Genomic DNA, 26,232 nt, shown 5'->3' on the forward strand with positions numbered 1-26,232 from the left:
AGCGTGGAATCAGAAGTCAGTCCAGTCGAACTAGTTCATGACCCGCGCACGCTGCACGACGACCCGCTGCTGGACGGTCTGCTGGCGCTCTGCATGTTGCATCAGAAACCGGCCAGCGCGGCGATGCTCACCACCGGCCTGCCGTTGCCCAAGCAACGGCTGAGCGTCGAATTATTGTCGCGCGCGGCGGCCCGTGCCGGTCTGCAAGGCCGGGTGCTGCAACGCAAGCTCGAGCAAATTCCGACCATCGCCATGCCGGCGCTGCTACTGCTTAAAGACGGCCGCAGCGCCGTGCTGCTGGGCTGGGTCGGTGACGACCAGGCGCGATTGCTGCTCAGCGAAAGCGACGGCGGTGAGGTAACCGTCAGCCGCGAGCTGCTGGCCGATGACTACAGCGGCAAGGTGTTCTTCGCCCAACCGCAGCATAAATTTGACGTTAACCACGGCACGCTCATTCCCCGGGCGCGCTCGTGGTTCCGCGACACCCTCAAACGGTCCCGCTGGCTGTACGCCGATGCCATCGCCGCCAGCTTGCTGATCAACATCATCGCCATGGCTGCGCCGCTGTTCGTGATGAACGTCTACGATCGCGTGGTGCCGAACCAGGCCGAGTCGACCCTGTGGGTGCTGGCCGTCGGCATCACCGGCGCCTATGTGTTCGACCTGATCCTCAAGATGCTGCGCAGTTTGTGCCTGGACCTGGCGGGCAAGAAAACCGACCTGATCATCTCGGCGACGCTGTTCGAGCGCATCGTCGGCATGGCCATGAAATACCGCCCGGCACGGGTCGGCAGCTTTGCCCAGAACATCCATGAATTCCAGAGCCTGCGGGACTTCCTCGCCTCGCTGACCCTCACCAGCCTGATCGACCTGCCGTTCACCCTGCTGATCTTTATGGTCATCGCGATTATCGGAGGGCACCTGGTGTGGATTCCGGTGCTGGCGTTCCCCATCGCCCTGCTGATCGGCTATGCCTTGCAGAAACCGTTGGTAGCGACCATGGAGCGCACCATGGCCCTGGGCGCCGAGCGCCAATCCAGCCTGATCGAAACCCTGGCCGGCCTGGACGCGGTGAAGGTCAACAACGCCGAGAGCGAACGTCAGTACCAATGGGAGCAGACCATCGGCACCCTCAGCCGCCTCGAACTGCGGGTGAAGTTGCTGTCCGGGTTGGCGATGAACATCACCTTGCTGATCCAGCAATTGGCCGGGGTGATCATGATCGTCTTCGGCGTTTACCTGATCATCGCCGGCAACCTGAGCATGGGCGGGCTGGTGGCCTGCTACATGCTCAGCGGCCGCGCCCTCAGCCCGTTGGCCTCGCTGTCGGGCCTGCTGACCCGTTACCAGCAGGCACGGGTGACCATGACCTCGGTCGACCAGATGATGGAGCTGCCCCAAGAGCGCAATTTCGACGAGCGCCCGCTGAGCCGCAAGGTCCTGCAGGGCGCCGTTGAATGCCGTCAGTTGAATTTCACCTACCCGAACCAGCAGAACCCCGCGCTGAAGAACATCAACCTGGTGATCAAGCCAGGCGAGAAAATCGGCATCATCGGCCGCAGTGGCTCGGGCAAGAGCTCCCTGGCCAAGTTGCTGGTGGGGCTTTACCAGCCTGACGACGGCGCCTTGCTGGTGGACGGCGTGGACATCCGCCAGATCGACGTCAGCGAGCTGCGCTACAACATTGGCTACGTGCCCCAGGACATCCAATTGCTGTCCGGCACCCTGCGGGACAACCTGACCTCCGGCGCCCGCTATGTCGAAGACGAGCTGGTGCTCCAGGCCGCCGAGTTGGCAGGTGTGCATGAATTCGCCCGCCTGCATCCGCAAGGCTATGAACTGCAAGTCGGTGAGCGCGGGCAGCACCTGTCCGGCGGTCAGCGCCAGAACGTCGCCCTGGCCCGCGCGCTGCTGCTCAACCCGCCCATCCTGCTGCTGGACGAACCCACCAGCGCCATGGACAACACCGGTGAAGAGCGCTTGAAACAGCGCCTGGCCGCCGTGGTGGAAAACAAGACCGTGCTGCTGGTGACGCACCGGGCATCCTTGCTGTCGCTGGTGGACCGCCTGCTGGTGATCGACCGTGGACAGATCCTCGCCGATGGTCCGAAAGCCGCTGTCATGGAAGCGTTGAAAAAGGGGCAGATCAGTGTTGCTTAAATCAGGTTTGAAGGGCGCGGTGGGCCGCTATTTCAAAGGCACCGACTCGCTGCACGGCCAACCGCTGCCCGAGGTCAACAAAGCCCTGATCGAGGACGCTCCCCGGGTGGTGCGTTTGACGATCTGGGGCATCATCGGCTTTTTTGTATTCCTGGTGCTGTGGGCCAACTTCGCCGAGATCGACGAAGTGACCAAGGGCGACGGCAAGGCGATTCCATCGTCCAAGATCCAGAAGATCCAGAACCTGGAAGGCGGCATCGTTGCAGAGCTGTTCGTCAAGGAAGGGCAGATCGTCGAAGCCGGCGCGTCGCTGATTCGCCTGGACGACACGCGGTTCGTCTCCAACGTCGGCGAGACCGAAGCGGATCGCCTGTCCATGCTGTTGCGGGTCGAGCGCCTGAGTGCCGAGGTCGATGACCGGCCGCTGAACTTCCCGGTCGATGTGCTCAAGGCGGTGCCGGGCCAGGCCGCCAGTGAAGAGTCGCTGTACATCAGCCGCCGCCAGCAGTTGCACGATGAAATTGGTGGCTTGCAGGAGCAGTTGATCCAGCGTCAGCAAGAGCTGCGCGAGTTTGTGTCCAAGCAGGCGCAGTACCGCTCCGGCCTGGCGCTGCAACGCCAGGAAATCAACATGTCCGAGCCGCTGGTAGCCCAAGGCGCGGTGTCGCCGGTGGAAGTGCTGCGGCTCAAGCGCGCCGAAGTCGAGACCCGCGGGCAACTGGACGCCACGACGCTGGCGATTCCTCGCGCCGAGTCGGCGATCAAGGAAGTGCAGCGCAAGATCGACGAGACCCGCGGAAAATTCCGCAGCGAAGCCCTGACCCAACTCAACGAAGCACGCACCGACCTGAACAAGGCCCAAGCCACCGGCAAGGCCCTGGAGGACCGTGTGAGCCGTACCCTGGTGACCTCGCCGGTGCGCGGCATTGTCAATAAACTGCTGGTGAACACCATCGGCGGGGTGATCCAGCCCGGCAGCGACCTGGTGGAAATCGTGCCGCTGGACGACACCCTCCTGGTGGAAGCGAAAATCCGTCCCCAGGACATCGCCTTCCTGCACCCCGGCCAGGACGCCACGGTAAAATTCACCGCCTACGACTACACCATCTACGGTGGGATGAAAGCCAAGCTGGAACAGATCGGTGCCGACACCATCACCGATGAAGACAAGAAAACCACCTACTACATCATCAAGCTGCGCACCGAACGCAGCCACCTGGGCACGCCTGAAAAGCCCTTGCTGATCATCCCTGGGATGGTGGCGTCGGTGGACATCATCACCGGCAAGAAAACCGTGCTGAGCTACCTGCTCAAGCCGATCATCAAGGCCCGGTCCGAGGCGTTGCACGAGCGGTAGCACCTCAGAGCTGACTCCTCAAGCTGCCGATTTATGGCTTGAGGGTTTGAGGCCTTTAGGGCTTGAGGCCTTTAGGGCTTGAAGGCTTGAAGGCTTGAAGGCTTGAGGGTTTGAAGGTTTGAGGCCTTTGTGGCGAGGGAGCTTGCTCCCGCTTGAGTGCGTAGCGCTCATCGCTTTTTTGTGGCCGCTGCGCGCCCCAGCGGGAGCAAGCTCCCTCGCCACAGGACCGCGGCGCTCCCACAGGATCAGAGTTGCTGCCGCAGGTTCTGCCATATGGTTATGCATTTTTAATATTTAAATTTCGTTTCTTATACCCTTAAAGTCATCCCCCTGCGTACCTGCCGACCAATCGGCGCGCCGCACGACACAAACCAACACGGTGACCCCGTGAGTTTTGATCGATTGCGCGCCCATTGAAGCGCGCCGTGCGTGGGAGTGATGTATGCCAGCCGTCTCTTATTCTCCAGATTCACCTATCGCGAACATTGCGCCGCAGTCGTTCGACATTCGCCCGTTCCCCGATGCCGTGGGTGCCGAGATCGTCGGGCTGGACCTGTCCCGACCGATCAATGACCAGGACTTCGCCCGCATCCACCGTGCGCACCTGGACTATCACGTCGTGGTGTTCCGCGACCAACGCATCACCCCCGAACAGCACATCGCTTTCAGCCGTCGTTTTGGCGTGCTGCAGATCCATGTGCTCAAGCAGTTCCTGCTGGCCGGGCATCCGGAAATCCTCATCGTTTCCAACATCATCGAAAACGGCCAATCCATCGGCCTGGGGGATGCCGGCAAGTTCTGGCATTCGGACCTTTCCTATAAAGAATTGCCCAGCCTCGGCTCGATGCTTCATGCCCAGGAACTGCCGAGCGAAGGCGGCGACACGCTGTTCGCCGACATGCACAAGGCCTGGGACGGTTTGCCCGACGCATTGCGTAAAGCGGTCGAAGGCCGTTCGGCGGCCCATTCCTACACGGCGCGCTACAGCGAAACCAAATTCGAAGGCAACTGGCGCCCGACGTTGACGCCTGAACAACTGGCCCAGGTCGCCGAAGTCGTCCATCCGATTGTCCGCACCCACCCGGAAACCGGGCGCAAGGCGTTGTTCGTCAGCGAGGGGTTCACCACCCGCATCGTTGGCCTGCCGGAGGATGAAAGCCAAGCCATCCTGACGGAGCTGTATGCCCACAGCGTGCTGCCCCAGAACATCTATCGCCACCAATGGCAGCCCCACGACCTGGTGTTCTGGGACAACCGCTCGCTGATCCACTTGGCCGCCGGGTGCCCGAGCCATCTGCGCCGCAAGCTGTATCGCACCACCATCCAGGGCGACGCCCCTTTCTGATCGGCTGCGCAGCGCGCAAAGAGCCCGGAGAATCACCATGTCCACACGCATTGCTTTTGCACCGCTGGCCGCTGCCATCGGTCTGGGGTTCAGTTTGCTGGCCGGCAGCCTGGTCGCGCCGGCCAGTGCTCACGCCGAGGGCGAGATTCGCATCGCCGAGCAGTTCGGCATCGTTTACCTGTTGCTGAACGTGGTCCGTGACCAGCAACTGATCGAGAAACACGGCAAGGAAGAGGGCATCGACATCAAGGTCGACTGGACCCAGCTATCAGGCGGCGCGGCGGTCAACGATGCGTTGTTGTCGGGCTCCATCGACATTGCCGGGGCCGGCGTCGGGCCGTTGTTGACGGTGTGGGACCGCACCCGTGGCAAGCAGAACGTCAAGGCCGTGGCCTCCCTGGGCAACTTTCCCTATTACCTGTTGAGCAACAACCCGAAGGTCAAGACCATCGCCGACTTCACCGAAAAGGACCGCATCGCGGTGCCGGCGGTGGGTGTCTCCGTGCAGTCGCGCTTCCTGCAATACGCCGCCGCGAAACAGTGGGGCGACAAGGACTTCAATCGCCTCGACAAGTACACCCTGGCCGTCCCGCACCCGGACGCCACGGCCGCGCTGATTGCCGGTGGTACAGAGTTGAGCGGGCACTTTTCCAACCCGCCGTTCCAGGACCAGGCCCTGCAAAACCCCAACGTCCACGTCGTACTCAACTCCTATGACGTGCTCGGGCCGAATTCGCCCACGGTGCTGTTCGCCACCGAAAAATTCCGCGACGAGAACCCGAAGACCTACAAGGCCTTCGTCGAGGCCCTGACCGAAGCGGCCGAGTTCGCCCAGAAGGACAAAGGCGCGGCGGCGGACACCTACCTGCGGGTGACCAAGGCCAAGATCGACCGGGCGACCTTGCTGAAGATCATCGACAACCCGCAGATCGAATTCACCGTCACCCCGAAAAACACTTACCCGCTGGCGGAATTCCTCTACCGCGTCGGCGCCATCAAGAACAAGCCGGCTTCGTGGGAGGACTATTTCTTCCAAGACGCCAAACCGTTGCAGGGGAGCTGATCGTCATGAACGCGCCATTGCAAGGCCACGCGGCCAGCAACCCCACCTCCACCGGCACGGCGTTGTTGTCGGTGGATAACGTCAGCTTGGAATACCGCACCCCGCAACGAGTGGTGCGGGCCACCCACCAAGTGAGCTTCGAGGTCGATCCGGCGGACCGCTTCGTACTGCTCGGCCCGTCCGGGTGCGGCAAGTCCACACTGCTCAAGGCCATTGGCGGTTTCATCGCGCCGTGCGAAGGCGAGATTCGCTTGCAAGGCCAAACCGTCCGCGCACCGGGCCCGGATCGCATTGTGGTGTTTCAGGAGTTCGACCAACTGCCACCGTGGAAAACCGTCAAGCAGAACGTGATGTTTGCCCTGCTGGCGTCGGGCACGCTCAAGCGTCGCGAAGCCGAGGAGCGGGCGTTGCACTATCTCGACAAGGTCGGGCTGGCGGCGTTTGCCGATGCCTACCCCCACACGTTGTCCGGCGGCATGAAAGCCCGCGTCGCGATTGCCCGGGCGTTGGCAATGCAACCGAAAATCCTCCTGATGGACGAACCCTTCGCCGCCCTCGATGCCCTGACCCGACGCAAGATGCAGGAAGAATTGCTGCTGCTCTGGGAGGAAGTGCGTTTCACGTTGCTGTTCGTCACCCACTCCATCGAAGAAGCGTTGGTGGTGGGCAATCGCATCCTGCTGTTGTCACCGCACCCGGGACGGGTCCGGGCGGAGATCCACAGCCATCAATACGATCTGCACAGCCTCGGCGGCGTCGGGTTCCAACACACGGCGCGGCGGATTCATGGATTGCTGTTCAATGAAGGTCAGCCGCCTGAAACCGAGCGAGAGCTGGATTTCACCGACATCCGTATCGCCTACTGACCCTGTAGGAGCTGTCGAGTGCAACGAGGCTGCGATCTTTTGATCTTTCGTCCGAGACTCAAGCGTCAGGGGAAAGATCGCAGCCTCGTTGCACTCGACAGCTCCTACGGGGCGGTGCCAGATTCTGAAAAAGAGAGAGTCTATGAGCCAGTTATCGCCTGCGCGCGAAGAATACGAAGTCGACCTGCAACCGCTGACCCATGTGCCGCTGGAGCGGGAATTGCCCTTGGGGCAGCGCCTCTGGCAACAGGGGTGGCTGCGGAAATGTTTGATCCTGTTGCTGCTGGCGCTGGTGTGGGAGGGCGTGGCGCGTTACCAGAACAACGACCTGCTGCTGCCGAGCTTCTTGCAGACCGCCAGCGCGTTGTACGACGGTTTGCTCAGTGGCGAGCTGCTGGGCAAGGTGTGGATTTCCCTGGTGGTGCTGCTCAAGGGCTATCTGCTGGGCATCCTCCTGGCGTTTGGCCTGACCACCCTGGCGGTGTCGACCCAGTTGGGTCGCGACCTGCTCAGCACGTTGACGTCGATGTTCAATCCGCTGCCGGCCATCGCCCTGTTGCCGTTGGCGCTATTGTGGTTTGGCCTGGGGCAGAACAGCCTGATTTTCGTGCTGGTGCATTCGGTGTTGTGGGCGCTGGCGTTGAACATGTATGCGGGGTTTCTTGGCGTGTCGGAAACGCTGCGCATGGCCGGGCGCAACTACGGGCTCAAGGGCCTGCGCTTTGTGCTGTTCATCTTGATCCCGGCGGCACTGCCGTCGATCCTCGCCGGGTTGAAGATCGGCTGGGCCTTCGCCTGGCGGACCCTGATCGCCGCCGAGCTGGTGTTTGGCGCCACCAGCGGCAAGGGCGGCCTGGGCTGGTACATTTTCCAGAATCGCAACGAGCTGTACACCGACAAGGTGTTTGCCGGGTTGGCGGTGGTAATCCTGATCGGACTGCTGGTGGAGAACCTGGTGTTCGACAGTTTGGAGCGGGTGACGGTGAAGCGGTGGGGGATGCAGCGGTGAACCGTTCTGAAGTAATACTCCGAACCCGTGGCGAGGGAGCTTGCTCCCGCTCGGCTGCGCAGCAGTCGCAAAACCGGGCCATGCGGTTTACCTGAAGGAATGCTGGGGGCCTGCGAAGCAGGTCTCGTTGGTGAAATTTAATTATCGCTGCCAGTCCATCCGCCCAGTAAAGCCCCTCCCTTTTCCTTTAGACTTGCGGCCCTCAGCAAGCCTTCAGGACACGGAATGCCAGTCCCCTCCAGCACCCTTCGCAACGCCTTGGTCGTTTGGTTGTACGCGGCAGCCCTGATGCATCTGCTCGCCGGCCTCACGCTGACGTGGGCCGGTCATTCCGGCTTGCTCGATAACTACTTGAACACCATCGAACAGGCGTTCTGGGGCGCCAATGCCGTGCCCGCGACGGCCCGCGCGCAACAGGTCTGGTGGCTGGCCTTGTTCGGCGCCACATTGCAGAGCTATGGGCTGTACATGCTCGCCCTCGTCCATATTGGCAATCGATTGAAGCGCGCCATGCCCTGGGGTTGGCTGGTCGCCGGCATCCTGCTCTGGGCGCCCCAGGACATGTTGATTTCCGCCCAGGCCCGGGTCTGGTCGCACCTGTGGTTCGACAGCTTTGCCTTGCTCGTTTTATTGCCGCCGCTGTTCTGGCTCTATCGCCACGATCGCCGCCCCTCCCAGACTGACAACGCGTCGAGTGACTCTAACCATGGCTGATTTTTCACTGCTGGACTGGGCCATCTCCCTGCTGATCGCCCAGGCAATCCTCGGCGCGCTGGATACCCTGTATCACCACGAACTCACCGTCGCCTTGCCCTATCGCCACAGTGCGCGGCTGGAGCTGTCGATCCACGCCTTGCGCTCGTGCTTCTACGGGATTCTGTTCCTGGGCATTGCGCATCTGGCCTTCGAGGGAACGTGGGCAGTTGTTATCGCGCTGCTGTTCGCACTGGAGATTTGCCTGACGCTGTGGGACTTCGTGGTCGAGGACCGCAGCCGCAAATTGCCGCCCATCGAGCGCATCATGCACACCGTGCTGGCGGTCAACGGCGGGGCCTTCTTTGCGCTGTACGGCGTGCAACTGGCGCAGTGGGCGAGTTTGCCAACCGGCCTGGGCGCGATCGACCTCGGCTGGCGCGGCTGGCTGCTGACCTTGTTCGCCATCGGCGTCACGGCCTCGGGGATTCGCGACGGTTTGGCGGCCTTGCGCATGCAGCGCGCGGGCAAGCCCGCCAACCCGTTTGCCGGGGGTGCCTACAAGCGCGTGCTGGTCACGGGTGGCACCGGGTTTATCGGCGAGACGCTGGTCAATCAACTGCTCGACGCCGGGCACACGGTCAGCGTGCTGGCTCGCGATCCGTTGAAAGCGGCCTATCTGTTTGACGGCCGCGCCCGTTGCGTGCGCTCGCTGGGCAAACTGGGCCATGACGAAACCTTCGATGTACTGATCAACCTGGCGGGCGCACCAGTGGCCGGGCCGCGCTGGAGTCCCAAGCGCCAGGCGCAACTCATTGCCAGCCGGGTCAACACCACCGAAGCCTTGATGACTTGGTTGAAAAACGCCCGACATAAACCGGCGTTGTGGATACAGGCCTCGGCCGTCGGTTTTTACGGCGTGCGTGACGCCAGCGAAAGCCTCGATGAAAGTGCGGCCCAGGGCGATGGTTTCATGGCTGAACTGTGTGTGCGCTGGGAAGCCTCCGCCCGGCCCGCCACGGAATTGGGTGTGCGACAGGTGGTGATGCGCCTGGGCGTGGTGTTCGGCCCGGGCGGTGCGTTGCTGCCGTTGCTGATTCCGTTTCGGCTGGGGTTCGGCGGGCGGATGGGCGACGGTCGGCAAATCATGAGTTGGGTGCACCGCGACGATGTCATCCAGGTGATCGCCCGTGCGTTCGATGACGAAAGCCTGAGCGGCACTTACAACCTGGTGGCGCCGGAAACGGTCAGCCAGGCGCTGTTCGCCGAAAGCGTCGGCAAGGTGCTCAAGCGCCCGGTGTGGTTCCACATTCCTGCCGCGCCGGTGCGTGTCTTGGCAGGCGAAATGGCCCAGTTGTTTTTCGACGGCCAGCGCGTGGTGCCCAATCGTCTCGTCGAGGCCGGCTATACGTTCCGTTACCCGACGCTCGACGCTGCCCTGCGCGACCTGGCCTAAGGAGCGCTCATGAACAAGCCCCGGATGTACCTGCTGGCCGGCAACGGCAGCGCCGCCGATTGGTGGGACGACGCGTTGCCGCACTTTCAACACTACGACGTGGTGCCGCTGGAACTGCCCGGCTTTGGCAACAACCCCCAGGCCCCTTGCGAAGACTTGGCGGCCTACGCCCAGGCGTTGCTGGTGGCGACGGTCAAGGGCAGCGCGATCATGGCGGTCGGGGTCAACGCCTTGTTGGTGTTGCACGCTTTGCAACGCGAGCCCGGGCACTTTTGCCGCAGCGTGTTGCTGGCGCCGGTGGGGGCTTTCTTGTGGCAGCGGCGGCTGCCGGCGTTGATGTCGCCGCTGCCGATTCGCAAGACCATTCACTGGTTGCTGGCGAACAAGCCAACGTTGTTTGCCCACAAGTTTTCCAGCCAGGCCTGGACGCCCGCGCAGTACCAACGCATGGGCGCCGGCTACGCTCGTTGCCGGGCCTTTGTGCCGCACTGGGACCTGGTGCGTGCCGACACCGCGCTGCCGTTGCTGGAGTGGATCACCGACCCGGTCGAACTGGTGTGGGGCGATCAGGACAAAGTATTGGGCGTCGCGCAGGCGGCGGCCTGGTCGGCCATTCTGGCCCGTGCCGATTTGACCATCAGCTTGAAGCCCGGCTGGGGCCACTACCCGTGGATCGACTCGCCCGCTGAATTCACGGCGTGGCTGGAGTCCGGCGAGCGTGGTTTCGTCGCGCACACCAAGGGCGGCCGCTTGCGTCTCGCGGCGCTGGCGGGGCAGCCGGTGCCGGCGGCGCTGTCACTCAACCATTGCGATGATCCGCGTCTGCCAACGTTTCTGAACAGTCAGCCGGACGCTATTTGGGCCGTGCGTTCCTCCAGCTACGGGGAGGATCAGGCCGATGCGGCCAATGCGGGTTTGAGCACTACGTACCTGCGTGAACCGACACACAACGTGCCGGCGCGCATTGCCGAGTTGAGTGCGGCGGGCGTCGAGGAAGTGGTGGTGCAGCGTTTTATCGCGCCCCGGTTGTCCGGGATCGCGTTCGTGCGCCACCTGTCCGTTGAATTGGAGTGGGTCGAAGGGCATCTGGAGTCGTTGGCCGATGGCAAGGTGAGCCCCGAGCGGGCGATCATGTCCCGTCTCGGCGAGTCATGGAATAGCGGCGGGTTCAAGCCAGCCCATGGCCTGACCGCCGAAGCGCTGTGGCGGTTTCTCCAAGACGTATTGCGGGTCTTTCACTACGTGCCCGGCGACGTTGAATGGGCTTGGGACGGCACCCAGCTGTGGCTGCTGCAATACCGGCCGATCAGCGACTACGGCTGGCGCCGCCACCTGACCGCGGCCAACATCGCCGAGATCCTGCCGCCGCAACCCAGCGTCCTGGTGGAGTACGCCCAGCGCCGTGCGGCGGTGAGCATTCCGGCGATCATGGCGCGTTGGGACTCACGGGTGTTGCAGGACAACGAGCCCTTCACGGCGGTGTTTGGCGGCGCTTCGTACATCAACAACGACCTGTTTCTCGCCCGGCTGGCCGACTGGGGCATCAGCGCCAGCAGCTACGCCGGCGAGGTCGGCGGCGCGACACCGCACCTGCCTTGGCGGCCGCTGCGCCTGTTGCGTTCGCTGCCGTTGTTCCTGCGCATGCAACGCATCGCCCGCGGGCATTTGCTGACGCTGGAAAACGGTTTGCTACGTTTTGATCGAGAACTGTACGAACTGACCGAGCAAGGCGCCGACGGCCAGCAACTGGCCGACTGGTTTACCCGCTTCTACGTGTTCGTGGTGCAGGGCAACCTGTGCATCGCCAGCGCCTTGGCCAGCAGCGGCGGAGACTGGTTGGGACGACCGCCGACCGCCTATGACAACCTTGAACACAGCCCCCATCGCCTGCCCTGGGAAACCGACCCAGCGACGCCACGCCCGGCGCCGACCGCGCTGCCATTGCAGGCATTCCCACAATGGTCCCGGGCGATTCGCTTGGCCCATGGGGCTGGCCTGCCGGGGTTGCGCGGCTATTACTTGCAGGTGCGCGAATGGTATCGCGACAACCTGATGCGAATCTTCTTCCGCCTGCACCACGCCATGCCAAGCGCCGACCGCGCGCGTTGGTTCGCCCCGCACCCGGACATCCGCAGCCGCGACGGCAGCTTCTGGCAGGACGGTCGTGAAGGCACTGAGCAGGCGAGTGGGCTCCTGATCTACCCGGGGCGGGCCCAGGGCATCCTGGGTGAAGACATTCTGTTGGAGGACACCCTGGACCCAGGTCGCCACGCTCACTACCAAAGCGCCCGCGCCGTGATCGCGCGCATGGGCGGACGCTTGTCCCACGGCTCGACGTTGCTGCGTGAACTGCGCAAACCTTCGGCGGTACTGCCTCAGGTGGATGTGGGGTGGTTGGGGCGTGAGGTGGTGTATTGCGATGGGGTGTTGAGGTTGGTGGAGTAGACCGTTGGGACATCTGCCAGGCACTGGGTTGTCTGGACGAAGTCATCGCGAGCAAGCTCGCTCCCACAGTAGGTCGGTGTTGGCCTTGATACTTCATTCGACACAAGCCCCCGTGGGAGCGAGCTCGCGATGGCCATCTTACTCACCCTGCACAACCCCGATCCCTGTGGCGAGGGAGCTTGCTCCCGCTGGGTTGCGCAGCAACCCCAAGCAATTTGAATGCGATCTGCCTGACACACCGTGGCGCCAGGATTTGGGACTGCTGCGCAGTCCAGCGGGAGCAAGCTCCCTCGCCACAAAGATTTCCCTCTCTTCACCGCTACTCCCTTGACGCCCCCCACCGCTGTCGTAGACTCCGCCCATCCGTCAGGGAGTAACGGTCATGCGTCGTTTGAGTAGTTGGGTTGTGGGATTGGCCTTCATCACGTGCGGGGTCCAGGCGCAGACGCCGGCTTCCGACGATCCGTTGCTGGAGAGCAACGTCGCCGCCAATGCGTCGGGCAGCGAGGCGCGTGGGGTGCTTCGGGCGCGGGATCAGGCGGTGTTGGCCAGCGAGTTGGCAGGGCGCATTGTCGAGCTGCCGTTCAGTGAGGGCGAGTCGTTCAAGAAGGGCGACACCCTGGCGCGTTTCGATTGTTCGGCCTATCAGGCCCAGCTCAATGCGGCCCAGGCGGCCAGCCGTGGTGCCGGTGAAGAACTGGCCCATAACCGGCAATTGGCAGCGTTGAAATCCGTCGGGCGTTTCGAGGTGTCGCGGGCCGAGGCGCGGCTCAGCGAGGCCCAGGCGCAATCCCAGGTCTATCAGGTCCAGGTCAAGCGCTGCAGCGTGATCGCTCCGTTCGACGGGCAAGTGGTGGCGCGCAAGGTCCAGCGTTATGAAAGCGTGGCGGCCGGCGCGCCGTTGCTGGACGTGGTCGACAACCGCACCCTGGAGATTCACCTGCTGGTGCCTTCACGCTGGATGGACAGGCTCAAACCCGGCCAGCCTTTTACCTTTGTTCCCGATGAAACCGGCAAGCCGTTGCAAGCGACGGTCAAGCGCCTGGGCGCGCGCATCGACGAGGGCAGCCAGACCCTGCTGCTGGTGGCGAGCGTGCCGGACGCCAGCGGCTTGCTGTCCGGCATGAGCGGCACGGCGCGTTTCGCGGAGCCCAAGTGAACGCGCCGATATCGGGCAGCGCCGAGCAGGTGTTTGCCCGCTTCCTCGACCTTGAACGTCAGGCACGGGCGGCGCGGACGCCGGCGCAATTGAGCTACAGCCTGGTCAACGATGGCCAGGCCCTGTTCGGCTTTCGTCATGCCGCGTTGTTGATCGCCGGCAAGGTCCAGGCCGTGACCGGCGTCAGTACCGTGGAGCCGAATGCGCCATTCGTGGCGTTTGTCGAGCAGGCGGTGGCGCAACTGTTCAAGCAGGGTCAATTGAATCAGGCCCGGGTGATCGCCGCCGATGGGGTGAGTGAATCCATCCGGGCAGACTGGCGCAGCCTGTCGGCCGGGCAGGTGTTCTGGCTGCCATTGATTGATCACCAGGGCCAGGTGTTCGGCGGCTTGTGGTTGGCCCGCGACCTGCCCTGGACCCCGCCCGAACAAGTGCTGCTGTCGCAATTGGGCGACACCTACAGCCATGCGTGGCTGGCGCTGCAACCGCGCAAGCCGTGGCGCCTGCGTTGGACGCGCAAGCGCCAGGTCGTCCTGGTGGCGGTGTTGCTGCTGGGCTTGCTGATCCCGGTGCGCCAGTCCGTATTGGCCCCGGCCGAAGTGGTGCCGCTGGGCGGGCAGGTGGTGGCAGCGCCGTTGGATGGCGTGATCGCCGAATTCCTGGTCAAGCCCAACCAGAGCGTCAAGAACGGCGACCTGTTGTTGCGTTTCGAAAGTACCAGTCTCAAGGCCCAGGCCGATGTGGCCGAGCGGGCGTTGGGCGTGGCCGAGGCGGAACTCAAGGCCAATTCCCAGCGTTCGTTTGCCGACGCTGAATCCAGTTCGAAGATTGACTTGCTCGCCGCCCGCGTCGAGCAGAAACGCGCCGAGCGCAACTACGCGCTTGAACTGCTCAAGCGCAGCGAAGTCCGCGCCGAGCGTGACGGCATCGCGGTGTTCGCCGACGCCGAGCGCTGGCTTGGCAAGCCCGTGCAGACCGGCGAGCGCCTGATGGAAATCGCCGATCCGAACCAGGCCGAATTGCGCATTGAATTGGCCGTGGGCGACGCGATTGCCCTGGAACCCGGTGCGCAAGTGGCGTTGTTTCTCGACAGCGACCCGTTGCAGCGGCACCTGGCCTGGCTCGAGCGTTCGGCCTATGAAGCGCAGCCTACCGCCGCCGGGCAGTTGGCGTATCGGTTGGATGCGCGTTTCGATGCCACGGCGCCGCGCATCGGCCTGCGGGGCACGGCGAAGGTCTTCGGGGACCGTGCGCCGCTGGCGTTGTACCTGTTGCGGCGGCCACTGGCCGGCCTGCGCCAGAGCGTAGGCCTGTAGCATGGACCTGCCGAGCCTGCGGCCGGACCTGCAACTGTCCCCGGCGGCGCCGGACCCGGACGGTTCGCCGCAGTGGACCTTGGCCGATCCGGTGCGCGGGCGCTATTTCAAGTTGGGCGCGGCGGCGATGCGCATGTTGCGGCACTGGTCCCTCGGTGATCCGGAGCAGGTGCTGCAAGCTGCGAACCGTGAGCCAGGCCTGCCGCTCAATGGCGAATCGCTGGAGCAACTGCTGGGCTTCTTGCGCGGCCATGACCTGATCAGCGCGATGGACCCGCAACAGCGTGACAGTTATCTGTTCAAGACCGCCGCACAGCGCCAGAGCCTGTGGCAGATCCTGCTGCATCAATACCTGTTTTTTCGCATTCCACTGTGGCGCCCGGACGCTTTTCTCAATCGTGCCTGGCCCCGGTTGGCGCGGTTCGGCCCCGGAATCCTGCGTTATGGCCTGCCGCTGACCCTGGGCCTCGGTATCTTCCTGGTGTCGCGGGACTGGCAGCGATTCGTCGCGACGTTTCCGCACCTGTTCAGCCTGGGCGGTGCGCTGGCGTTCGGGACGGCGTTGCTCTTCGCCAAGCTGTGCCACGAATTCGGCCATGCCTTCATGGCCAAGCGGGCCGGTTGCCGGGTGCAAAGCATGGGTGTGGCGTTCATGGTGCTGTTGCCGATGTTCTATACCGACGTCAGCGACGCCTGGCGGATCAACGATCGACGCGCACGGTTGTTGATCGGTGCGGGCGGGGTCCTGGCCGAATTGCTGCTGGCGTGCATTGCGCTGCTGGCCTGGTCGCTGTTGCCCGACGGGCCGGCGCGCACCGCGGCGTTCATGCTGGCCAGCGCGACCTGGATCACCACGCTGATCATCAACCTGAACCCCTTCATGCGTTTTGACGGGTATTTCCTGCTCAGTGATTTCTGGGCGGTGGATAACCTTCAGGGGCGTGCGTTCGCCCTGTGTCGCTGGCGCCTGCGCGAAGCCTTGTTCGGGTATGGCGCGGCGGCGCCTGAACCCTGGTCGCCGAAGATGCGTCGGCGTTTGCTGGTATGGGGCTATGGCTCCTGGCTGTGGCGGGCGCTGTTGTTTTTCGGGATTGCCTTGGCGGTCTATCACCTGTTCTTCAAGGTGCTGGGCATTTTTCTGATGATGGTGGAATTGGTGTGGTTCATTTTCATGCCCATCGTGAATGAGTGGCGGCAATGGTGGAGCCGCCGTGAGCAAGCCCATGGTGGGCGGATGCTCTTGAGCGGCGTGGTGTTGCTGGCGTTGCTGTTGGTGTTGCTGTTGCCCTGGCGCAGCGCGGTGGAGGTGCCAGCCATGCTTGAGGCCGGGCGGGCCAGTGCCCTGCATGCGCCAGTGGCGGCTCGGGTCAAGCAGGTGAATGTGCACGACGGCCAGACCGTGGCCCAGGGCGATGTGTTGATCGAGCTGGAGTCACCGGACATGGCGTCGCGCCTGGCCATCGTGCGCCGGGAAATCCAGATCCAGCAATTGCAGATGCGTCGTCAGGCCGGGCGCAGCGAAACCGCTGCCGATGCCGGCATCATCGAACAGCAACTGGCCGAAGCGGTGGCCGAATACCGGGGCCTGGTCGCCCAGCGTGAACGCTTGTTGTTGCGTGCGCCCCATGCCGGCCAGGTGCGCGATGTGTTGCCGCAACTGTCGGTAGGGCGCTGGTTGTCACCGACGCAGGCGCTGGCGCGGGTGGTGCAGACCGATTCGCGGTTGCGCGGGTATCTCACTGAAGCCGAGCTTTGGCGGATTGGGCCGGGAGCCACGGGACGTTTCATCGCGGATGATCCGATGCACCCTTCGATTGCCGTGCAGTTGAATGAAATCGATACCAACGGGGTGGCCTGGGTCGAACAGCAAGCGTTGACGTCCGACCACCATGGGCCAATTGCAGTGCGCCGCGATTCGCAACAGCGGGCCGAGCCGGTGCAGGCGCAATATGGCGTGCGCTTGAGTGCGGTCGACGAGGCGTCGGCTCCGGTGCAACCGCTGCGTGGCGTGGCGGTGCTGCAGGGCAAGGGCGAGTCGGTGTTGGGAGCGGCCTGGCGTCGGTTGGCGGCGTTGGGTGTCAGGGAAAGCGGGTTCTAACCCTAGGGAGCAAGCATGGACTCAGTGGCGGCAGAAGGATTGGTGGTGCGTCCATCGCGGGTCAGCGATGGTCCGTTCTTGCAGAGTCTGTACCAGGCGGCGCGGCCGGACCTGCAATGGATCGACGGCGAGCACGAGCAGGTGCAACAGGTGATTGCCCAGCAGTTCCAGGTGCAGGAGCAAGGGCTGGGCGAAAATTTCCCCAACGCCATGCATTACGTCGTGGAAAAACTCGGCACCGCCATCGGCGCCTTGAGCACGGATTTCGGCCCCAATGAAATTCGCGTGCTGTACCTGGCCTTCATTCCCCAGGCCCGTGGGCAAGGGTATGGCCGGGCAGTGCTGCAAGGCGTGCAGAACGCCGCGCAACAGATCCGTTGCCCGGTGGCGACCGTGGTCTGGGCCAGCAACCCCCATGCACGCCGGCACTACCTGGCGCTGGGCTTCGAAGTGCAAGAGCGCAATCCGGCGGCGGAGCGGTTGGTCTGGTATCCGAAAGGCAATTGACTTACCCCATGGCCCATGTGGGAGCGAGCTTGCTCGCGAAGGCGATCTCCCATCCACCCGGAACCTGTGGCGCGGGAGCTTGCTCCCGCTGGATCTGTAGGAGCTGACGAGCGAAGCGAGGCTGCGATCTTTCCACTGCCAATTGAGTCTGGAGCGAAAGATCAAAAGATCGCAGGCTTCGCCAGCTCCTACAGAGCCGAGCGGGAGCAAGCTCCCTCGCCACAGGTTCCGGGTCGTCTGGGCTAATGCCATCGCGAGCAAGCTCGCTCCCACAGGAACCTCATCAGTCCTCAGTTGAACGCGATGTAGAAATACCCCAGCGCCGGATCCCGTCCCATGGGCGGTATCCGGGACACGAACACCCCCTCGAGCTTGCCCAGCTCCGGCACTTCCAGAGCGCAGAGGCCGTCCACGAAGGCGGTGCTTTCCAGGCTGTTGAATTCCACGCTGAACGGCATGCGCGCGGTGTTCGGCAGCTTCGCACGAGGTGTTTCGTCAAGGGTTTCGAAGCGCACCGGCAGGCAGCTGCCGTCGGGCAGGGTCAGGCTGCCGGTCTGGCCCAGCAGCGGTTGGAAATGGTGGCTATGAACCTGTTGCAGCATGTCGACACTCCAAGAGGCCGGAGGACCGCAGCCCTCCGGCGGTTCATCAGTTGCGGGACGGGAAGTAGCCTTGAAGGGCAATGCTGAAGTTGATGACCAGGAACGGATTCATGACCGTCATCGGCGTGTTACCGCCGGTGGGGGCGACTGTGCCGTTGACGGTGGTGGTGACGCCTTGCAGCGGCACTGGCGAAGCGCCGATCTGGTCGGAATAGATTGCTGCCGAACCTGGCCCGGTGCCCGAGGTGCCAATGAACGAGTTGGTGGCCGTTGGCGTATTCACCGGGTTGCTGGCCGGGTTGGCCAACTGCAGGGTGGTCGAGGCGGTGATGCCGGTGAGGGCGTGGGTGTGGTTGGGCAGGTTGTTGATTGTTGCCGTGACGTTTTCGGTGCCGGAGATTTCTCCGATGACACGCTGGCTCAGGCCCAGGCCATTGCCTTGGCACAGGGGCAGGCGACCTTGCAGGTTGGGCAGCATGAAGGTGGTCTGGCCATTGCCTCCGTACGACACGCCGATCAGGGCGAACAAGGTCTGGTATTGGGAAAGGGCAAGCGTCTGCCCGTTGCACAGGGCCCAATTAGCGGGTGCAAAGCTAAAGGCGAATGACTGGATAGTGCCGATGAATACTTCCATAGATTCCTCATCCTTCAGGTGATTGGTCTTGCAGTGCCCGGACGTGAAGGACAAGAGTGCGATCAGCCCGACTCCTTCATTCCCTGGCCTGGTCACGCACGGCTGAGCGTAGACCGGGATGTTTGATTCTGCCGAACGAAGCGGGCGGAAAATGCCACGACATGGCTTAATCGATTCAGGTTCCCGAGCGTCTCTACCGTCCATCTTTTTTATAGCTCGGGATGAATCTGATATCAAAGTACTACTAGGCGAAGATTATTTCCTCGGCTACGCTTGGCGGTACAAAGGGACTACAAACAAAGGTGAATGGATTGCCGCAGTTTCACTTTATTTCCGGTTTACCGCGCTCAGGCTCGACCCTGCTGTCTGCCATTTTGTTGCAGAACCCGCGCTTTCATGCCGGCATGACCAGTCCCGTTGGCACGCTGTTCAGCAGCGTCCTGCAGCAATGCAGCGCCGGCAGCGAGTTTGGCTCGGTGATCGACACCGACCTGCGCCGCCGCCTTTTGCGCGGCCTTTTCGATTCCTATTACGCCGACAAAGCCGATAAACCGGTCATCTTCGACACCAACCGCCAATGGTGCGCCCGCCTGCCTGCCCTGCAGGATCTGTTCCCCCAAGCCAAGACCATCGCCTGCGTGCGCAACGTGGCCTGGGTACTCGACAGCCTGGAGCGGCTCTACCGCGCCAACCCGTTCGAGAACACCAAGCTGTTCAACGACGATGATGAACGCAACACCGTCTACAGCCGCTGTGAAACCCTGGCCCAGCGCAACCGCCTAGTGGGGTTCGCCTGGACGGCGCTCAAAGAGGCCTATTACGGTGAGAACGCCGAGTCGCTGCTGATCGTGGATTACGATCTGTTGAGCCAGGCCCCGGAGCGGGTGATGCGCCTGGTGTACGAGTTCATCGGCGAGCCTTGGTTCGAGCACGATTTCAATCACTTGACCTACGACGCACCGGCCTTCGACCAGGCCCTGGGCGTGGCCGGCCTGCACAAGGTCAAGCCCAAGGTCGCGCCGCAAGCCCGGCGGACCTTGTTGCCGCCGGACCTGTTTGAAAAGTATGCCGAGTTGTCGTTCTGGCGCGATGGGTCGGCCAGCGCCGCCAATGTCATTCGTATGAAAACCGACGCCGCCGTCAGCTGACTGCGGTTTTTTTCATTTGCGTTTCAAAAAGTTCGAGTCCAGGTGATCATCATGTGGTGGAGCAAAGGCAAATCGCGGGTAACCGAGGGCACACAGGCCCTGGCATCGCCAATGATCATGTCCCTGGAGCCGCGAATGCTGTTCGACGGCGCGGTGGCGGCCACCGTGGCCGATGCCGCGCAACCGGACGCCCAGCCCACTGCCGAGGCGGCCAAGACCCCCACGGCGGACCAGCCGACCGACACCCATGCGCCCCAGGGCCAGGTCGATGCCACCCAGGCTGTCGTGCCGGGCAAATCCGTGGTGTTTGTCGATTCCCGGGTCAAGGACTCCGCCAACCTGCTCGAAGGCGTGGCGCCTGGTACCGAGGTGGTGCAGCTGGATGCCACGAAGGACGGCTTGCAGCAGATTGCCGATTACCTGGACACCCACCAGGGCGTCAGCTCGGTGCAGATCATTGCTCACGGTAACGCCGGTGATTTGTGGCTGGGCAACAGCTACCTGTCGGCGGATAACGTCCAGGCCCGCAGCGAAGTGCTGGCGCAGATCGGCCAGGACATGAACGCTGGCGGCGACATCCTGATCTATGGCTGCTACACCGCCGAAGGCGAGCGTGGCCTGAACTTTGTCGATTCATTGGCGCAGTTGACCGGCCGCGACGTGGCGGCGTCCAACGACCGCACCGGCCTGGGCGGCGACTGGGACCTGGAAATCGCCACCGGCAATATCGAAAGCGCCAACGTGCTCTCGAACTCCGCCATGAGCGAATACCAATGGGGCCTGGCCACCTGGACCGCCACCAACAACCTCAATTCGGGTATCGGTTCTTTGCGCGCTGCCTTGGGCTCGGCGCAGAACGGCGACATCGTCACGTTCAATACCAGCATGACCGTCGCCCTGACCCAGGTGCTGGTGGTCGACAGGAACATCACCATCGATGGCGACCTCAATAACGACAACGTCGCCGACGTGACCCTCGACGGTCAGTACCGCACCCAGATCATGCAAGTGACGTCCGGCACCACCGCCACCCTCGATGGCCTGGTGATAACCCGGGGCATGGTGGCAGGCAACGGTGGTAACGGCGGCGACGATGCGCTGGTGTCCCAGGGCGGCGGCATCTATAACGCCGGCACCTTGACCCTGCGCAACGTCACGGTGACCGCGAACGCCGCTTCGGGCGGTGGTGGTGGCGGCGGTGTGACGCCGCAGTACGCCGGTGGTGGCGGCGGTGGCGGCGGTGCGATCACGGGTGGCACCGGTGGCAAGGGCGGCGACACGCTCAACTCCACGGGCTCCAACGGCACGGCCGGACAGGGCGGCGCGGGCGGCGGCTTCTTCAACATTGGCGGGCGTGGTGGTTCCACCACAGGTGGCGCGGGTGGCGCTGCGTATCCGGGCTACAGCACCGGTTCGGCGGGTGGCACGGCCTCCAGCGGTGGCTTGTCCATCGGCGGTGGCGGCGGCGGCGACGGGTACGACAACTTCGGCGGCGATGGTGGTGGCGCGGTGGGGGGTATCTACAACGATACCGGCGCGACCCTGCGGATCATCGGCAACTCGACCATTTCCAACAACGTCGGCGCCGGTGGTGGCGGTGGCGGCGGCGGGGCTGGCGGTAGTTATCTCCAGGCGGGCGGTGCGGGCGGCGTCGGTGTCGGCGCGATCTGGAACAAAGGCTCGATCCTGATCACCGCCGTCAACTTCGCCGCCCTGGCCGGCAACGTCGGCGGCAGTGGCGTGGGCGGGACGAGTGCGGGCACCGCCGGTGTTTCGCCGGCGTCGGTGGCCAACGTCTACGGCGATGGCGGCACCATCAACACCAACTATGTGCCGGACGAAACACCGCCCACCGCGACCGTCGTGGTGGCCAACACCAATCTGAACTCCGGTGGCACGTCGACGGTGACCATCACCTTCTCCGAAGCCGTGACCGGCCTTACCGCGGCGGACCTGACGGTGCAGAACGGCAGTGTCGGCACCTTGACCAGTGGCGACGGCGGCATCACCTGGACCGGTACGTTGACCGCGGCCAGCAACATCGCCGACACCACCAACATCATCACCCTGAACAATACCGGCGTTGCCGACCTGGCCGGCAATGCCGGCGTGGGCACCACCGACTCGAACAATTACATCGTCAACGACACGGTGGCGCCGACGGCGTCCATCGTGGTGAGCGACACCGCCCTCAGGATTGGCGAGACCTCGACGGTCACCATCACCTTCAGCGAAGCGGTGAGCGGTTTCACTGCCGCCGACCTGACCGTCGCCAACGGCTCGATCAGCGGCCTGAGCACCAGCGACGGCGGCATCACCTGGACCGCCACCCTGACGCCGGATGCGGCGATCACCGATACCTCCAATCTCATTGTCCTGAACAATACGGGCGTGGCGGACCTCAATGGCAACGCTGGCGTGGGGACGACCAACTCCAACAACTACGCCATCGACACGCAACGCCCCACCGCTACCATTGTGGTGACCGACACCGCGCTGCGCGTGGGTGAAACCTCCCAGGTGACCATCACCTTCACCGAGGCCGTGAGCGGTTTCACCACCGCCGACCTGACGGTCGCCAACGGTACGGTCACCGGCCTGAGCAGCAGCGACGGTGGTATCACCTGGACCGGGACGCTCACACCAAGTGCCAGCGTCAGCGATACCAGCAACCTGATTACCCTGGATAACACCGGCATTGCGGACTTGGCGGGCAACGTCGGCAGCGGCACCACCGACTCGAACAATTACGCCATCGATACCCAGCGCCCGACCGCTTCCATCGTGGTGGCCGACACCGCGTTGAACATCGGCGAAACATCGCTGGTGACGATCACCTTCAGCGAGGCCGTCACGGGTTTCACCCTGGCGGACATGACCGTGGCCAACGGCTCTTTGAGCGGGTTGAGCAGCAGCGACGGCGGTATCACCTGGACCGCGACGCTCACCCCGAGCGCCAGCGTCAGCGATGCCACCAACCTGATCATCCTGGCCAATACCGGTGTGGCGGACGCGGCGGGCAACACCGGCAGCGGCACCACCAGCTCCAACAACTACGCGGTCGACACGCAGCGGCCAACCGCTAGCATCGTTGTAGCCGACACCTCCCTGAGCGTTGGCGAAACCTCCCTGGTGACCATCACCTTCAACGAAGCGGTGACCGGCTTTACCACCGCCGACCTGACGGTCGCCAACGGCACCGTCACCGGCCTGAGCAGCGGCGACGGTGGGATTACCTGGACCGGGACACTGACGCCAAGCGCCAGCACCAGCGACACCAGCAACCTCATCACCCTGGATAACACCGGCGTGGCTGACGCGGCGGGCAACGCTGGCAGCGGCACCACCGATTCCAACAACTACGCCATCGACACCGCGCGTCCGACCGCCACCGTCGTGGTCGCCGACGCCACCGTCGGCATCGGCGAAACATCGGTGGTGACCATTACCTTCAGCGAGGCGGTGACCGGTTTCACCCTGGCGGACCTGAGTGTCACCAACGGCAGCCTGAGCGGCCTGAGCACCAGCGACAATATCACCTACACCGCGACCTTCACGCCGAGTGGGGGTGTCAGCGATGCCACCAACTTGATCACGCTCAATAACACCGGCGTGGTGGATGGCGCGGGCAATACCGGCAGCGGCACCACCGATTCCAACAACTATGCGGTCGACACCCAGCGTCCGACCGCCACCATCGTAGTGGCCGACACGGCGTTGAGCGTCGGCGAAACCTCGCTGGTGACCATTACCTTCTCCGAGGCGGTCACAGGTTTTGACAATTCCGACCTGAGCGTGGCCAACGGCACGCTGAGTGCGGTCAGCAGCAGCGATGGTGGCATCACCTGGACCGCCACCTTCACGCCCAGCCTCGGGGTCACCGACGTCTCCAACCTCATCGTCCTGAACAACACCGGGGTCAGCGATGGGGCGGGCAATACCGGCAGCGGCACGACCAATTCCAACAACTACGCCGTCGACACCAACGTGCCGACAGCCACCGTCGTGGTTGCCGATTCGTCCCTGAGCATCGGTGAAACCACCGTGGTCACCGTGACCTTCAATTCGGCGGTCAGCGGGTTCGACAACGCGGACCTGACCGTCAGCAATGGCACCCTGAGCACCATGAGCAGCACCGACGGTGGCGTCACCTGGACGGCCACGTTCACGCCGAGCACCAGTATTTCCGATACCAGCAACGTGATCACGTTGGATAACACCGGCTTGATCAACGGCGCGGGCAATGCCGGCGTCGGCACCACCGATTCGAACAACTACGCCATCGACACCGTGCGCCCGACAGCGACCATCGTCGTTGCCGATACCGCCATTGCCGCCGGCGAAACTTCGTTGGTCACCATCACCTTCAGCGAGGCCGTGACAGCGTTCACCAGCGCCGACCTGACGGTCGCCAACGGCGTGATCTCGGGACTGAGCAGCAGCGACGGCGGCATCACCTGGACCGCGACCTTTACGCCGACCGCTGGCGTCACGGACACCAGCAACCTCATCTCTCTCAACAGCGGTGGCATCGTCGACCTGGCCGGCAACGCCAACGTCGGCGGCACCGACTCTAACAACTACAGCGTCGACAGCCAGCGTCCGAGCGCCACCATCGTGCTGAGCGATTCGGTGTTGAAACCGGGTGAAACCGCCCAGGTGACCATCACCTTCAGCGAGGCGGTGACGGGCTTCAGCAACGCTGACCTGAGCGTGGCCAACGGCACCCTGAGCGCGGTCAGCAGCAGTGACGGCGGCCTGACCTGGACCGCGACCTTTACGCCGACCCTGGGCGTGACCGACGCCACCAACCTGATCACCCTGGACAATACCGGCGTGAGCGATGCGGCCGGCAACACCGGGACAGGCACGACCGATTCGGCCAACTATGCGGTCGAGACGCAGGTACCGACGGCCGCCATCGTGGTGGCTGACAGCGCGCTGCGCATCGGGGAAACCTCACTGGTCACCATTACCTTCTCGGAGGCGGTCAGCGGGTTCGACAACAGCGACCTGACCATCAGCAACGGTACGTTGAGCAACGTGTCGTCCACCGACGGCGGCGTCACCTGGACGGCCACGTTCACCCCAACCACCAACATCACCGACACCAGCAACCTGATCAGCCTGGACACCAGTGACGTGATCAACGCCTCGGGCAACAGCGGCGTCGGCGTGGTGAACTCCAACAACTACGCGATCGACACGGTTCGCCCAGGCGCCACCATCACCGTGGGTGACACTACGCTGGGCATCGGCCAGAGCACCACCGTGACCATCAGCTTCAGCGAGGCGGTGTCCGGTTTCGACTTGTCGGACCTCAGTGTTGCCAATGGCGTGTTGTCCAACCTCGCCAGCAGTGATGGCGGCCTGACCTGGACGGCGACCTTGACGCCGACCGCGGGTGTCAACGACGCCACCAACCTGATCCTGCTTGACGCCGGCACTGTGCAGGACCTGGCCGGCAACGCCGGCGTGGGCATCGCGATTTCCAGCAACTACGCACTCGACGCCACCCGGCCGACGGCGACGATCGTGGTCGCCGACCCGAGCCTGAGCGTGGGCGAGACGACCCAGGTGACCTTCACCTTCAGTGAAGCGGTGACGGATTTCGACCTGTCGGACCTCAGCGTCACCAACGGTGAACTGACCAACCTGACCACCAGCGACGGCGGCAGGACCTGGACCGCGACGTTTACACCAACGGTGAACCTCACCGATCCGAGCAACTTCATCGCCCTGGACACCAGCAACGTCAGCGACCTGTCGGGCAACGCCGGGGCCAGCGTGGCGGTGTCCAACAACTATGCGATCGACACCGTGGTGCCCAACGATGTGAAGCCACCGCCGGAGTTCCTGACCTCCGACCCGGTCACGGTGATCCCGCCGTCCGAGGTGCCGTTGCAACCGATCGTCTTTACCCCGCCGACCGGCAACCTGGGTTCGCCGCTGGGCTTCCCGCCGCTGTTCGAGCAACGGGACGTGGGCGGGGGCCTGCGGCCGATTGGGGATATTTTCATCAACCGTGGCGCCCTGGCGCCGAGCTATATCGCCCAGGTGTTCAGCACGGATGCCGCTGGCGATGGCAGTGGCCAAGGGTTCCTAGGCTTTGGTGGCGGCGATGGCGGGGTGTTCGGCAGCAGTACGCTGTCGACCTTGTTCAGCCAGGACTCCGCTTCCGAGGGCGAGTCGATGGACGCCTTCGGCAACCAATCGATGCAGGGCGGCGATGTATCCCAAGGGGTGCGGGGGATGTTCGGGGCACCCACCCTGGGTCAGCAACTGCAACAGCTCAAGGACACTGAACAACATCAGGTCGACAGCCTGGCAACCGCGTTACGACAGGTCGGCATCAGCCAAGTGCAGGCCTGAAT

17 protein-coding genes are annotated in these 26,232 nt (G+C 63.6%); 15 read left to right on the plus strand and 2 right to left on the minus strand.

Going from position 1 to position 26,232, the window contains the following annotated elements; genetic code table 11:
• Nucleotides 1-3: 3 nt before the first annotated feature.
• From AD659_RS00245 to AD659_RS00305, 13 genes are all read left to right on the plus strand, one after another.
• Nucleotides 4-2,160 (plus strand): type I secretion system permease/ATPase, encoded by a 2,157-nt coding sequence (locus tag AD659_RS00245; RefSeq protein ID WP_053118167.1) that lies wholly within the window; start codon nt 4-6, stop codon nt 2,158-2,160.
• Nucleotides 2,150-3,517, plus strand: a complete 1,368-nt coding sequence (locus AD659_RS00250; RefSeq protein WP_053117173.1) for an HlyD family type I secretion periplasmic adaptor subunit — start codon at nt 2,150-2,152, stop codon at nt 3,515-3,517. The genes AD659_RS00245 and AD659_RS00250 overlap by 11 nt, the downstream gene beginning before the upstream one ends.
• Before the next feature lie 442 nt (nt 3,518-3,959).
• The gene (locus AD659_RS00255) at nt 3,960-4,862 is read left to right on the plus strand and encodes a TauD/TfdA dioxygenase family protein (protein WP_053117176.1); all 903 of its coding nucleotides are present in this window, start codon (nt 3,960-3,962) and stop codon (nt 4,860-4,862) included.
• 37 nt (nt 4,863-4,899) lie between these two features.
• Nucleotides 4,900-5,925 carry an ABC transporter substrate-binding protein gene (locus tag AD659_RS00260; protein WP_053117180.1) on the plus strand — a complete coding sequence of 342 codons (1,026 nt, stop codon included), beginning with the start codon at nt 4,900-4,902 and terminating at the stop codon, nt 5,923-5,925.
• 5 nt (nt 5,926-5,930) lie between these two features.
• On the plus strand, nt 5,931-6,791 hold the full coding sequence (locus tag AD659_RS00265) for an ABC transporter ATP-binding protein (RefSeq protein ID WP_053117182.1): 861 nt from the start codon (nt 5,931-5,933) through the stop codon (nt 6,789-6,791).
• A gap of 142 nt (nt 6,792-6,933) precedes the next feature.
• Entirely contained in the window at nt 6,934-7,800 is an 867-nt protein-coding gene (locus AD659_RS00270; RefSeq protein WP_053117184.1) for an ABC transporter permease, read from the plus strand.
• A 225-nt stretch (nt 7,801-8,025) separates the two neighbouring features.
• Nucleotides 8,026-8,514, plus strand: a complete 489-nt coding sequence (locus AD659_RS00275; RefSeq protein WP_053117186.1) for a hypothetical protein — start codon at nt 8,026-8,028, stop codon at nt 8,512-8,514.
• Nucleotides 8,507-9,949, plus strand: a complete 1,443-nt coding sequence (locus AD659_RS00280; protein ID WP_053117188.1) for a TIGR01777 family oxidoreductase — start codon at nt 8,507-8,509, stop codon at nt 9,947-9,949. Before AD659_RS00275 ends, AD659_RS00280 begins: the two co-directional genes overlap by 8 nt.
• Nucleotides 9,950-9,958: 9 nt before the next feature.
• Nucleotides 9,959-12,394 carry an alpha/beta hydrolase gene (locus AD659_RS00285; RefSeq protein WP_053117189.1) on the plus strand — a complete coding sequence of 812 codons (2,436 nt, stop codon included), beginning with the start codon at nt 9,959-9,961 and terminating at the stop codon, nt 12,392-12,394.
• 382 nt (nt 12,395-12,776) lie between these two features.
• On the plus strand, nt 12,777-13,553 hold the full coding sequence (locus AD659_RS00290; RefSeq protein WP_053117191.1) for an efflux RND transporter periplasmic adaptor subunit: 777 nt from the start codon (nt 12,777-12,779) through the stop codon (nt 13,551-13,553).
• On the plus strand, nt 13,550-14,869 hold the full coding sequence (locus tag AD659_RS00295) for an efflux RND transporter periplasmic adaptor subunit (protein ID WP_053117193.1): 1,320 nt from the start codon (nt 13,550-13,552) through the stop codon (nt 14,867-14,869). Before AD659_RS00290 ends, AD659_RS00295 begins: the two co-directional genes overlap by 4 nt.
• 1 nt (nt 14,870) lies before the next feature.
• Nucleotides 14,871-16,967 (plus strand): site-2 protease family protein, encoded by a 2,097-nt coding sequence (locus AD659_RS00300; protein ID WP_053117195.1) that lies wholly within the window; start codon nt 14,871-14,873, stop codon nt 16,965-16,967.
• 15 nt (nt 16,968-16,982) lie between these two features.
• Nucleotides 16,983-17,474, plus strand: coding sequence for a GNAT family N-acetyltransferase (locus AD659_RS00305; RefSeq protein WP_053117197.1), 492 nt, complete (start codon nt 16,983-16,985; stop codon nt 17,472-17,474).
• 290 nt (nt 17,475-17,764) lie between these two features.
• Here the strand turns inward: AD659_RS00305 and AD659_RS00310 are convergent, their stop codons facing one another.
• Both AD659_RS00310 and AD659_RS00315 read right to left on the minus strand, forming a co-directional pair.
• Complete coding sequence (locus AD659_RS00310; protein WP_053117199.1) at nt 17,765-18,076, minus strand: DUF6916 family protein; 312 nt, start codon at nt 18,074-18,076, stop codon at nt 17,765-17,767.
• Nucleotides 18,077-18,122: 46 nt separating this feature from the next.
• Nucleotides 18,123-18,710: a phage tail protein gene (locus AD659_RS00315; RefSeq protein WP_053117201.1), complete on the minus strand. Its 588-nt coding sequence runs from the start codon at nt 18,708-18,710 to the stop codon at nt 18,123-18,125.
• Between the two features lie 302 nt (nt 18,711-19,012).
• Between AD659_RS00315 and AD659_RS00320 the strand changes: the two genes are divergently transcribed.
• Nucleotides 19,013-19,858 carry a sulfotransferase family protein gene (locus tag AD659_RS00320; RefSeq protein ID WP_053117203.1) on the plus strand — a complete coding sequence of 282 codons (846 nt, stop codon included), beginning with the start codon at nt 19,013-19,015 and terminating at the stop codon, nt 19,856-19,858.
• 51 nt (nt 19,859-19,909) lie between these two features.
• Entirely contained in the window at nt 19,910-26,230 is a 6,321-nt protein-coding gene (locus AD659_RS00325; protein WP_053117205.1) for an Ig-like domain-containing protein, read from the plus strand.
• The last annotated feature ends 2 nt before the right edge of the window (nt 26,231-26,232 follow it).

Source organism: Pseudomonas thivervalensis (assembly GCF_001269655.1).
In the GTDB taxonomy this organism is placed as follows: Bacteria; Pseudomonadota; Gammaproteobacteria; order Pseudomonadales; family Pseudomonadaceae; genus Aquipseudomonas; species Aquipseudomonas thivervalensis.

Coding starts and splice junctions, on each gene's coding strand:
- AD659_RS00255 (WP_053117176.1), top strand. CDS start 3,960: ATGCCAGCCGTCTCTTATTCTCCAGATTCACCTATCGCGAACATTGCG.
- AD659_RS00260 (WP_053117180.1), top strand. CDS start 4,900: ATGTCCACACGCATTGCTTTTGCACCGCTGGCCGCTGCCATCGGTCTG.
- AD659_RS00265 (WP_053117182.1), top strand. CDS start 5,931: ATGAACGCGCCATTGCAAGGCCACGCGGCCAGCAACCCCACCTCCACC.
- AD659_RS00270 (WP_053117184.1), top strand. CDS start 6,934: ATGAGCCAGTTATCGCCTGCGCGCGAAGAATACGAAGTCGACCTGCAA.
- AD659_RS00275 (WP_053117186.1), top strand. CDS start 8,026: ATGCCAGTCCCCTCCAGCACCCTTCGCAACGCCTTGGTCGTTTGGTTG.
- AD659_RS00280 (WP_053117188.1), top strand. CDS start 8,507: ATGGCTGATTTTTCACTGCTGGACTGGGCCATCTCCCTGCTGATCGCC.
- AD659_RS00285 (WP_053117189.1), top strand. CDS start 9,959: ATGAACAAGCCCCGGATGTACCTGCTGGCCGGCAACGGCAGCGCCGCC.
- AD659_RS00290 (WP_053117191.1), top strand. CDS start 12,777: ATGCGTCGTTTGAGTAGTTGGGTTGTGGGATTGGCCTTCATCACGTGC.
- AD659_RS00300 (WP_053117195.1), top strand. CDS start 14,871: ATGGACCTGCCGAGCCTGCGGCCGGACCTGCAACTGTCCCCGGCGGCG.
- AD659_RS00305 (WP_053117197.1), top strand. CDS start 16,983: ATGGACTCAGTGGCGGCAGAAGGATTGGTGGTGCGTCCATCGCGGGTC.
- AD659_RS00310 (WP_053117199.1), bottom strand. CDS start 18,076: ATGCTGCAACAGGTTCATAGCCACCATTTCCAACCGCTGCTGGGCCAG.
- AD659_RS00315 (WP_053117201.1), bottom strand. CDS start 18,710: ATGGAAGTATTCATCGGCACTATCCAGTCATTCGCCTTTAGCTTTGCA.
- AD659_RS00325 (WP_053117205.1), top strand. CDS start 19,910: ATGTGGTGGAGCAAAGGCAAATCGCGGGTAACCGAGGGCACACAGGCC.